The 4,621-nt window shown below is 56.2% G+C and carries 4 protein-coding genes, 1 tRNA gene and 1 pseudogene; 3 read left to right on the top strand and 3 right to left on the bottom strand.

What is annotated here, in order from left to right:
• Positions 1–147: 147 nt before the first annotated feature.
• Both R6T97_RS16470 and R6T97_RS16465 read right to left on the bottom strand, forming a co-directional pair.
• Positions 148–723: an OmpA family protein gene (locus tag R6T97_RS16470; RefSeq protein WP_410350365.1), complete on the bottom strand. Its 576-nt coding sequence runs from the start codon at positions 721–723 to the stop codon at positions 148–150.
• Positions 671–1,429, bottom strand: a complete 759-nt coding sequence (locus R6T97_RS16465) for a substrate-binding domain-containing protein (protein ID WP_410350366.1) — start codon at positions 1,427–1,429, stop codon at positions 671–673. The genes R6T97_RS16470 and R6T97_RS16465 overlap by 53 nt, the downstream gene beginning before the upstream one ends.
• Positions 1,430–1,509: 80 nt before the next feature.
• Between R6T97_RS16465 and R6T97_RS16460 the strand changes: the two are divergent.
• A pseudogene (locus R6T97_RS16460) lies at positions 1,510–1,650 on the top strand (IS3 family transposase); the annotation flags it as partial.
• Positions 1,651–1,954: 304 nt separating this feature from the next.
• Here the strand turns inward: R6T97_RS16460 and R6T97_RS16455 are convergent.
• Positions 1,955–3,274: an ATP-binding protein gene (locus R6T97_RS16455; RefSeq protein ID WP_410350364.1), complete on the bottom strand. Its 1,320-nt coding sequence runs from the start codon at positions 3,272–3,274 to the stop codon at positions 1,955–1,957.
• A gap of 41 nt (positions 3,275–3,315) precedes the next feature.
• Here R6T97_RS16455 and R6T97_RS16450 point away from each other — a divergent pair, with 41 nt between their 5' ends.
• Together R6T97_RS16450 and R6T97_RS16445 are read left to right on the top strand one after the other, a co-directional pair.
• On the top strand, positions 3,316–4,227 hold the full coding sequence (locus tag R6T97_RS16450; protein WP_410350363.1) for an MBL fold metallo-hydrolase: 912 nt from the start codon (positions 3,316–3,318) through the stop codon (positions 4,225–4,227).
• Positions 4,228–4,307: 80 nt separating this feature from the next.
• Positions 4,308–4,382 (top strand) — tRNA-Asn (locus R6T97_RS16445).
• Positions 4,383–4,621: the final 239 nt, after the last annotated feature.

Raw genomic sequence — 4,621 nt, 5'->3', positions numbered from 1 at the left:
TCATCGGGAACACTTGAACTGGTCTTGACGCGGCCGTATTTCATAATTGTCGAAAATGCACTTTGTCCAAACTGGCTTTACTCTGGGCAAACCGGTGTATCGTTGCAGCGATACGCACCTTTTGGGACACGTATCGCTGCCAGTGATTTAGCTCTCCATTGTTTTGGAAATCCAAACCTCGACCCGACGGTTGATGCCGCGGCCACGCTCGGAGACATTACAGGCCGATGGGGCGATTTCGCCAAAGCCTGCCGCAGACATCTGGATGTTGTCCAGCTGTTCGCCGGCAAACGCCCGCAGTTCTTCCATCACGGCAGCAGCACGCTGTTCTGCCAGACGCTGGTTTGCATCGAAGGCACCTACATCGTCGGTGAAGCCGACAAAGGTCACTTCGGTACCTTCGGGCGCACGTTGCAGATAAGCGATCAGGCGCTGCGTGTCCAAGCGGCCACGCTCGTCGATGTTGGAGGAACCGGTCCGGAAACGGAAGGTTGTCGACAGACGGTCGTGCTGGTCCATCTCGGCAATCATATTGCTGATGATTTCGCCTTCGAAGCCCACGTCGTAGCGTGCGACTTCGTCAACCAAAGCGGCGCGACGTGCGTCACCTTCTGTCTGGCTGCGGCGCAGGATGCCCAGGTCAATGAAGCCTGATTTGCCGATGACCGCATCAGCCTGATTGGATACGACAAAATCGAGGAACTGCTGCGTTGATGCATTCATGTTGTCCGAACGGTTGTAAAGGTACATCCGGCGGCTCAGCGTGTATTCCTCGGTCTTGGCGGAAAATGCATCCGGTCGTAGCAATGCCGCACTCGTTCACAAGGGTCAGCGGTTTCGCACCACGCTGGAACGCATAGCCAAGATAGCCAATCGCGTTACGGTCATGGAACATGACGTTCGACAGCACCTGATCGTCAGATGAAATACCCTGTGGGTGGAATGCAGGACGCTCTTCATCGTAAAGATACGTCATGAAATAATCATAGCTGGCGGAATCCTGCTCGTGCGATATCACGTTGATCGGGCGGTCCGGGCCGCCAACTTCTGACCAGTTTGTGATTTCACCGGAAAAGATGCCGGCAAGCTGGTCTTTGTTCAACTGGTCCACCGGGTTCGAGGCATGTGTCACCACAACCATACTGTCGACGGCGATAATGTGCTCTTGGTTGGGGCTGACCATGCTGCCTGCGCCATCAGCACGCAGCGCACGCGCCTCGTCAACAGTGATGCGGCGGGCCGACATTCCGACATTGGCCTCTTTTGCCAGAAGGGCCTCGAAGGCATTGCTATCATTCGTTGTTGAAACCAGATAGGTGCCAATCTCGTCACCAAAACCGCCATCGTCGATCAGTGTCGCCACTGTCTCGCCGGCAGATGCGTTGGTCAACTCTGCGTCGGCGTTGATGGATGCGGCAAAGCCGGTCATCAGCAGGGGCATCATGCCTTGGCCGATCGAATCGGAACCGACAATCGTGACGTCTGCGGAAAAACCATCGAAGGATGGGCAGGCCGCACTCATCGCTCGGCAACAAAACACCCACAGAAGCGCGCCGGGCGCTTGAGCAATTTGAGGGCTCCGCTTCCGGCGCGCTTGCCCAAACCGAAACCGAAGAATATGAAATCCAGACCCGCAGACTCTCGTTATGAATGAGGGAGCTTCGGGGAGCAGGTCAACCCGGTATTCAAAAACCAAGTAGGAACACATTTGTTTCCTACACACGAACGGTGATTGCGGTTTCTTAAACCCTTGCGCGAGTAGGCCCCGCGCGCATGGCAACTTCAATGCGGCTGAGGTGTCTTGTCGAATGCTGACGCCCTTCAATATCACGAACAGGATAACAAGGACTGCTTAATCGGTGATGTTGCGAGACTGTTGGGGGATCGGCAGCAAGTTTGGGATCAAGATCACGCTTTGGATAGGGAATGCGGCCTCAAAGCTGACTACGGTTGTCTACCGCGCCAACACCACCTCGGCTTTCAGCCCACCGAACCGTTCGCTTTCCCCCAATCGCAACACACCGCCGTGGGTCCGCGCGATATCCGCCACAATGGACAGCCCCAACCCGACGCCGCTTCCCCTGTCCTGATTGCGCGCGGGGTCAAGCCGGACAAAGGGGCTCAGCGCCTCTTCACGACGCTCTGGTGGAATACCCGGTCCGTCATCTTCGACCCAAAACCGCACCGCGCGATCTGTCACGCTGACCCCGATTTCTGCGTGACTTCCATAACGCAACGCATTTCCGATCAGATTGTCCAAGGCGCGCCGGATCGCGAGGGGCCGCAGGCGTACCGGATCATCCGGGCCTTCGATCGTGCCCAATGTCACGTTTTGCCCTGACCGCTTTGCATCTTCCAGAACGTCATACACAATCTGCGAAGGGGTGGTCGGCTCCAGACTGTCACTCGCATCGGTTCGGGCAAAATCCAGAAATGCATCCAGCAGCCGTTCCATATCATCGACGTCATTGACCAGCGGGTCAGCGTCATTCGGGTCCAGCATGGACAGGCCCAGCCGCAGGCGCGTCAGCGGTGTGCGCAAATCATGACTGACGCCCGACAACATCATCGTGCGGCTTTGCGTCTGGCGCTCCAATTTGTTGCGCATCTCAAGAAAGGCCATACCTGCGGCCCGCACTTCCACGGCTCCGGTCGGTGTAAATGGCGTTATCCTGCCCTTGCCATAGTCCGCTGCCGCGCGCGCCATCCGCTTGATCGGACGCAGCTGGTTACGCAGGAATACATAGGCAATCGCAGTCATCAATCCACCCAGCACAACCATGATCACGATCAGCTGGTGCGGGTTCGACGCAGATACGCGCCGCCGTGTCAGTTCCATTTTCAATGGTCCGTGACGGGTGTCTGCCCAGACCACGACCGTGCGCCGATCTTCAAGCGAGACGGCCAGGACGTCGGAGATGCCGTCGCGCAGGGTGGCAATGACGGTTGCACCCGTGAGGTCGACAAATGGTTTGATATCTTCGCTGATCACATCGGTCGCAGGCAGCGCCGTGGCGATCTCCAGCGGCGCGTCGATCTTTGCGATGGCAGCGCGTGCCGCAGCAAGATCGGGTTCGGCGTTGGCTGTGTCGATCAAAAACCGCAACTCGATGTTGACACCACTTGTCATCAAGCGTGTCACACCTTCAAAATGGCGCTGAATAAATACAACAGAGACAAGCAATTGCAGCAACAGGATTGGCAATACCAGAATAAGCGCCGCCCGGGCGTAAATGCCACGCGGCATGTATTTCTTGAGCCAACCAAAGAACATGCGGGTAGGCTATCCGCACTGACAGGAAACGGAAAGCGGTTGTGAACGTGGAATTTGAACCGATCGCGGGACGACCGCACAAATTCTCGGATGATCTGAAGGTGCTTTTGGCACCCAACCCTTCAGCGATGACATATTGGGGAACCAATACATATATCCTTGGCCGCGAGACCCTCGCCATCATCGATCCCGGCCCAGACAACCCTGCGCATCTGGACGCACTGGAGACCGCAATCGCCGGTCGGCCGGTATCGCATATCCTGCTGACCCACAGCCATCTGGATCATTCACCGCTTGCAATCGCCCTGTCGGCACGCACCGATGCGCCGGTTTACGCCTTCGGCAATAGCCTCGCCGGTCGGAGTGTCGTGATGCAGCAATTGGTGAAAGACGGGTTTGCGGGAGGTGGCGAAGGGATCGACCATCACTTCAAACCGGATCACACACTGCATGACAGCGATGTTCTGAAGGGCGCATGGGGAGAGATCACCGCTCTTCATACGCCAGGACATATCGGCAATCACCTTTGTTTTGTCTGGAAGAACGTCATCTTTACCGGCGATCATGTGATGGGGTGGGCCAGCTCGCTTGTTTCGCCACCCGATGGCGACCTGACGGATTTCATGCTGTCCTGCGCGCGGCTGAAAGAGCATCCTGCCGATGTTTACTACCCCGGACATGGTGCCCCCGTTTCTGATCCAAGTGCCCGATTGGATTGGCTCATTGCCCATCGCAAGCGCCGCGAAGCACAAATTCTCAACTCGCTGGCCCGGCGATCAGCAATCCCATCGCAGATTGCTGCGGAAATCTATCATGATGTGGCCCCTGATTTGCTGCGCGCGGCTGAACGCAATGTCTTTGCCCATCTGATCGACCTTGTTCAGCGCGGCACAGTGACCGCGACACCACGACTTTCGGCTGCGGCAGTTTTTGCGCTTACGCAGGGACGGTAAGCCCGACAAAGAAGTTTCCAACAAACTGATCAAAACCCTCTGGACGTCTCGGAATCGCGTTGCTATATGGGCGCGAGTGTTCCGACGTAGCTCAGCGGTAGAGCAGTTGACTGTTAATCAATTGGTCGTAGGTTCGATCCCTACCGTCGGAGCCAAAATTCCCTTAAGTGTCTGAAAACATTAGAGCTAATTGATTAGCTCCGATGGTTTTGGGCTGATTTATGCAAAAAGTTACACACGAGGTCACACAAGGCCGCCGCGTCCCGTGTTTTTCAGCGATGATCGTCCCCAGCGTGAGGACGAATTATGGGACATCAGAAATACCTGTTTAAAAAGAGCGGAAACTTCTACTTTAGACGCCGCATTCCGGGGTTTTCCACACTTATTTCACCAT

The organism is Yoonia sp. (assembly GCF_046498525.1).
GTDB lineage: Bacteria > Pseudomonadota > Alphaproteobacteria > Rhodobacterales > Rhodobacteraceae > Yoonia.
The sequence above is the reverse complement of the archived record's forward strand: the minus strand, read 5'-3'. Positions and strand labels throughout refer to the sequence as shown.

What these genes read in the sequence shown, in the direction of transcription:
- R6T97_RS16470 (WP_410350365.1), bottom strand. Translation starts at nt 723, where the DNA reads ATGAATGCATCAACGCAGCAGTTCCTCGATTTTGTCGTATCCAATCAG.
- R6T97_RS16465 (WP_410350366.1), bottom strand. Translation starts at nt 1,429, where the DNA reads ATGACCGGCTTTGCCGCATCCATCAACGCCGACGCAGAGTTGACCAAC.
- R6T97_RS16455 (WP_410350364.1), bottom strand. Translation starts at nt 3,274, where the DNA reads ATGTTCTTTGGTTGGCTCAAGAAATACATGCCGCGTGGCATTTACGCC.